The sequence below is a fragment of the Streptomyces sp. 13-12-16 genome, from assembly GCF_002114215.1.
In the GTDB taxonomy this organism is placed as follows: domain Bacteria; phylum Actinomycetota; class Actinomycetes; order Streptomycetales; family Streptomycetaceae; genus Streptomyces.
In genome coordinates this window covers 9,553-14,437 of sequence record NZ_NCTE01000344.1, presented here as the reverse complement: position 1 = coordinate 14,437, position 4,885 = coordinate 9,553, and the positions used below count along the sequence as shown (strand labels likewise).

At 73.7% G+C, this 4,885-nt stretch carries 4 protein-coding genes and 2 pseudogenes; 3 read left to right on the top strand and 3 right to left on the bottom strand.

The genetic code is table 11. The annotated features are described in order from the left end of the window. Nucleotides 1–302, bottom strand: a pseudogene (locus B7767_RS47995) (peptidoglycan-binding protein); the annotation flags it as partial. 161 nt (nucleotides 303–463) lie between these two features. Between B7767_RS47995 and B7767_RS14600 the strand changes: the two are divergent. Further along, complete coding sequence (locus B7767_RS14600) at nucleotides 464–2,569, top strand: MFS transporter (RefSeq protein ID WP_085572570.1); 2,106 nt, start codon at nucleotides 464–466, stop codon at nucleotides 2,567–2,569. Between the two features lie 35 nt (nucleotides 2,570–2,604). Here B7767_RS14600 and B7767_RS14595 read toward each other — a convergent pair whose 3' ends face one another. Then, nucleotides 2,605–3,096 carry a GNAT family N-acetyltransferase gene (locus B7767_RS14595; protein ID WP_085572569.1) on the bottom strand — a complete coding sequence of 164 codons (492 nt, stop codon included), beginning with the start codon at nucleotides 3,094–3,096 and terminating at the stop codon, nucleotides 2,605–2,607. Nucleotides 3,097–3,254: 158 nt separating this feature from the next. On the opposite strand from B7767_RS14595, the gene B7767_RS14590 reads away from it, so the two are divergent. Further along, nucleotides 3,255–3,917 (top strand): hypothetical protein, encoded by a 663-nt coding sequence (locus B7767_RS14590; protein WP_085572568.1) that lies wholly within the window; start codon nucleotides 3,255–3,257, stop codon nucleotides 3,915–3,917. Between the two features lie 3 nt (nucleotides 3,918–3,920). Then, nucleotides 3,921–4,658, top strand: a complete 738-nt coding sequence (locus B7767_RS14585) for a hypothetical protein (protein WP_085572567.1) — start codon at nucleotides 3,921–3,923, stop codon at nucleotides 4,656–4,658. Here the strand turns inward: B7767_RS14585 and B7767_RS14580 are convergent. After that, nucleotides 4,647–4,885, bottom strand: a pseudogene (locus B7767_RS14580) (DUF1992 domain-containing protein); the annotation flags it as partial. The gene B7767_RS14585 and the pseudogene B7767_RS14580 sit on opposite strands and share 12 nt — an antisense overlap.

Sequence of the window (4,885 nt, the reverse complement as noted above, 5' to 3'; positions counted from 1 at the left end):
CGCAGGGTCATGGTCTCGTCGACCGCCCCCGGGGCGCCGGGCTCCTCCGCGGACGGAGCGGGCGCCCCCGCCGCACCGGCGGTCTCCGCCGACCCGTCCGGCGTACTCCGCCCGGCCCCGCCGTCCAGCTCGACGTACGGCCGTATGCGCAGCGGATCGAAGTCCTCGGCGGCGGCCGCCTCCGCCGTGCGGGCGTCGCGCAGGGCGTCGGACGCACGGATGGTGCAGGCGCACGACGGCGTGTTGTCGCTGTTCCTGGGCGCACCGCACTCCGGGCACGGGTTTCCGTTCGGCTGTTCCACGTGTTCGTCCCTCCCCTCGCGAACTCCAGAGATTATGCAGATCTTCTTCACAGCCCCGTCCGCGCGCCCCCGGAATCCGGACTTCCGGGAGGACTCAACAGGCCATAACAGGACACACCGATCACGATGGACGGTGGAACCAGTTCTCTGTGGAGGTCTTCATGGCCGGGGACGCGCGCCGTACGACGCCGAAGGGGAACAACGCGGGGCCCGCGCCCGGCGCCGGACCACCGGGCCGTGACGCGGGCGGCCGTGACGCCGGCGACCGGGAGCACGTGTCCGGGAACGTCGTGGTCTCGATCGGCGCCCTGCTGCTCGGCCTGCTGCTCGCCGCCCTCGACCAGACCATCGTCGCCACCGCGCTGCCCACCATCGTCAGCGAACTGGGCGGCCTGGAGCACCTGTCCTGGGTGGTCACCGCGTATCTGCTGGCCTCCACCGCCGCGACCCCGCTGTGGGGCAAGCTCGGCGACCAGTACGGGCGCAAGAGGCTCTTCCAGGTCGCCATCGTGATCTTCCTGGTGGGGTCCGCGCTGTGCGGGGCGGCGCAGGACATGCCCCAGCTGATCGCCTTCCGCGCGCTCCAGGGCCTGGGCGGCGGCGGGCTGATCGTGCTGTCGATGGCGATCGTCGGCGACCTCGTCCCACCGCGCGAACGCGGCCGCTACCAGGGCCTGTTCGGGGCGGTGTTCGGCACGACGAGCGTCCTCGGACCCCTGCTCGGCGGACTGTTCACCCAGCACCTGAGCTGGCGCTGGGTGTTCTACATCAACCTGCCCGTCGGGATCGTCGCCCTCGCCGTGATCGCGACGGTGCTGCACATCCCGCGCCGGCGGACCAAGCACGTCATCGACTACCTCGGCACCTTCCTCATCGCCTCCGTCGCCACCTGCCTGGTGCTGGTCGCCTCCCTCGGCGGCACCACCTGGGAGTGGGCCTCGCCGCAGATCACCGGGCTCGCGGTGCTCGGCGCGCTCCTCGCCGTGGCCTTCGTGGCCGTGGAGCGGCGGGCCGCCGAACCGGTGCTGCCGCTGAAGCTGTTCCGGGTGCGCACCTTCACGCTCTCCGCCGTGATCAGCTTCATCATCGGCTTCGCCATGTTCGGCGCGATGACCTATCTGCCGACCTTCCTCCAGGTGGTCCACGGCATCACCCCCACCATGTCCGGCGTGCACATGCTGCCGATGGTGGCCGGCATGCTGCTGTCCTCCACCGGTTCCGGGCAGATCGTCAGCCGCACCGGCCGCTGGAAGGTGTTCCCGATCGCCGGCACCGCCGTCACCACCCTCGGACTGCTGCTGCTCCACCGGCTCGACACGGGCAGCTCCACCGCCGAGATGAGCGCGTACTTCTTCGTCCTCGGCTTCGGACTCGGCCTGGTGATGCAGGTCCTGGTGCTGATCGTGCAGAACGCCGTCCCCTACGAGGACCTCGGCGTCGCCACCTCCGGCGCGACCTTCTTCCGCTCCATCGGCGCCTCGTTCGGCGTCGCCATCTTCGGCACGATCTTCGCGAGCCGCCTCGGCGACGAGCTCACCGACGCCTTCCGGGGAGCGCGCCTCCCGCCCGGCGTCTCCGCCGACTCCCTGGAGGCCGACCCGCGCGGCATCGCCGCCCTCCCGCCCGCCCTGCGCCCGCCGGCGCTCGACGCGTACGCCACCGCCATCACCGACGTCTTCCTGTACGCCGTGCCCGTCGCCCTCCTCGGATTCGTGCTGGCCTGGTTCCTCAAGGAGGACCGGCTGCGGGCCTCGGTCACCGCGCCCGACGTCACCGAGACGCTCGCCAGCAACCCCGTGGAGCGGTCCTCGTACGACGAGGTGTGCCGCGCGCTGTCGGTGCTCGGCACCCGCGAGGGACGCCGCGAGATCTACCGGAAGATCACCGACCGCGCGGGCTACGACCTGCTGCCCGCGACGAGCTGGATGCTGCTGCGCATCAGGAAGCACGGTTCGGTGGAACCGGCCCGGCTCGCCGAACGCAGCCCCGTCCCGCTGAACGTCGTCCTCGAGGCCGCCCGCCAGGCCGAGATCCGGCACCTCGCCGTGCGCCGGGGCGTCGACATGGTGCTCACCGACGAGGGGCGCGAGGTGACGGAGCGGCTGGCGCGGGCCCGCGAGGAGTCGCTGGCCGAGCTGCTCGGCGACTGGTGGGGGCCGGACCGCCCGACCGACCTGGTGCGGCTGGTGCACGAACTGAACGACGAGCTGTGCGGCTCCCGGAGCGAACGCCCGCACGACGAACGGGCGGTGACCCGGACCGGCTGAGGCGCGCCCCCGGTCCGGTCCCCCGGCCAGGCTCCTCAGCCCAGTTCCTTGGCGAACCAGTGCTCGGCGTACGGATCGGCGTTGTGCGGCCCGGTCTCCGCGTAGCCGAGCCGGGCGTACAGCGCCCGCGCCTCGACGAGGTCCCCGCGCGTGTCCAGGACCATCCGGGTGGCGCCCGAGGCACGGGCCGCGTCCTCGGCGGCCCGCACCAGCAGCGCCGCCCCGCCCCTGCCCCGCATCCCCGCGTACAGGAACACCCGGGTCAGCTCGGCCGTCGTACCGGCCGGCAGCCGGACGCCCGCGCTGCCGGCCGGCTCACCCGCGTACCGCGCGACCAGCAGCAGGCCCTCCGGCGGTGCGAGATCGGCCCCCGACACGGCGGCGATCTCCCGCTCCAGTTCCTCGGGGCCGGTCCGCCGCCCCTCGTGCAGCAGGTACCAGCGGTCGCTGACCTCCGTGTAGTACGCCCGCCACAGCGCGGCGGCGACGGGGGAGTCGTACGGTTCCGGGGCCACGGTCCACACCATGCCCGCATTCTCGGCGGACCCTCCGGCCGGCCCGCAAGCGAATAAGCCGTGGCGGACCGTGACGGCCCCGAACTGTTTGTGCGTGAACCTTCGGGCAACCCGGAAGACGAACCGGCTCGCGAGGAGTGCCGGTTGGGCCGATAACCCGGAAGGCATCCATGTCCACTGGCCTGATCATTGCGTTGATCGTGATTGTCGCGGTCGCCGTCGTCGCGGCCGTATTGATTTCGCGCGCCCGCGGCCCGCGGCACGGCGCCGGTCTGAAGCGGCGCTTCGGACCCGAGTACGACCGTGCCGTCGCCCGGCACGACGGGGACGCCAAGGCCGCCGAGCGAGAGCTCGCCGAGCGCGTGGAGCGCCACGGCGACCTGCGCGTACGGCCGTTGGAGCCCACCGAGCGGGAGAGGTACGAGGTGCGCTGGACGGCGGTCCAGGAGCGGTTCGTCGACGCGCCGCAGGAAGCGGTCGCCGAGGCGGACCGGCTGATCGCCGAACTCGCCGCCGACCGCGGCTTCCCCGCCGACGGGCACTACGAGGACCAGCTCGCCGCGCTGTCCGTGCACCACGCCCACCACGTCGAGGGCTACCGGCGCGTGCACCGGGTGGCGCAGGCCCGCGCGCACGACGGTGGCGCGGGCACCGAGGAGATGCGCGAGGCCCTCGTCGAGGCCCGCGCGCTGTTCGAGGAACTGGTGCGGCCGTCCCGGCACGAGGCCGGACGCCACCGCGCCGGTGTGGACGGCGACCGTACGTCCCCGGCCGCCGGCCGCGGCCACCGCACACCGTCCTTGTTCCACCGGCACCAGGCGAAGGAGAGCTGACCGATGACCGACGCGACCCGACGCCCCGGCGACACCCCGCCTGTCGAGGGGCACCGCACCACACCCGGCGTCCGGAGCGACGCCTCGGCCCCCGATGTCCGCAGCGACGCCCCGGACCCGGGCGCCCACGGCTTCGGCACCCGTGAGGGTGCCGGCCGTACGACCCCCGGTCCCCTGGGCGAGGCCTCGGCTCCCGGTGCCGGGCGCGATGCCCCGGACGCGGGTGTACGCGGCTTCGGCACCGGCGAGGAAACCGGCCGCACCGTCCCCGGCGGCGGGAACCCGCCCCCCGCCGCACACCCGAAGCCCGACGCCACCGCCCCCGCCGGCACCGGCGCGCATCACGACGCCGATCGGATCTCCGCGGGCACCGGTACGCACCACGACGTCGACCGGACCCCCGCGAACACGGGCACCGGCACGCACCACGACGCCGACCGGAGCTCCGTCGCCCGTCTCCTCCGGCTCGACGACACCGACAAGCTCACGGCGCAGTTGCAGCACGCCGTGGCCGGTTTCGTCGACGCGCCGCGGGACGCCGTGCAGGAGGCCGATCGCGCGCTGGAGGAGCTCACCGCGCGCTTCACGGACGCGGTGACCGAGCGGCGCCGCACCCTGCGGCGGTCCTGGCAGACCGACGGCGCCGAGGCGAACGGCACCGCGTCCGCGACCGACACCGAGCAACTGCGGCTCGCCCTGCGGGACTACCGCGAGCTGGCGGAACGGCTGCTACACGCCTGAGCCGCCCGGTCCGTCCGACCCGCCCGCCGCCGCCCGGCGCTCCCGCCACCGCCGTACGACGTCCTCGACGTCGTACGGCTTCCGGCCCAGCGGGGGGCCGGGCGGCGGCTTGAACATCATGTCGCCGATCTTCGCGTTGATCTCCGTGAGGATCTTCCGCACGATCCGCTCCGAGGGCGCCGCGAGGGCCGCCTCCAGCGCGTCCTCGGCCTCCTTGCGCAGGGCCA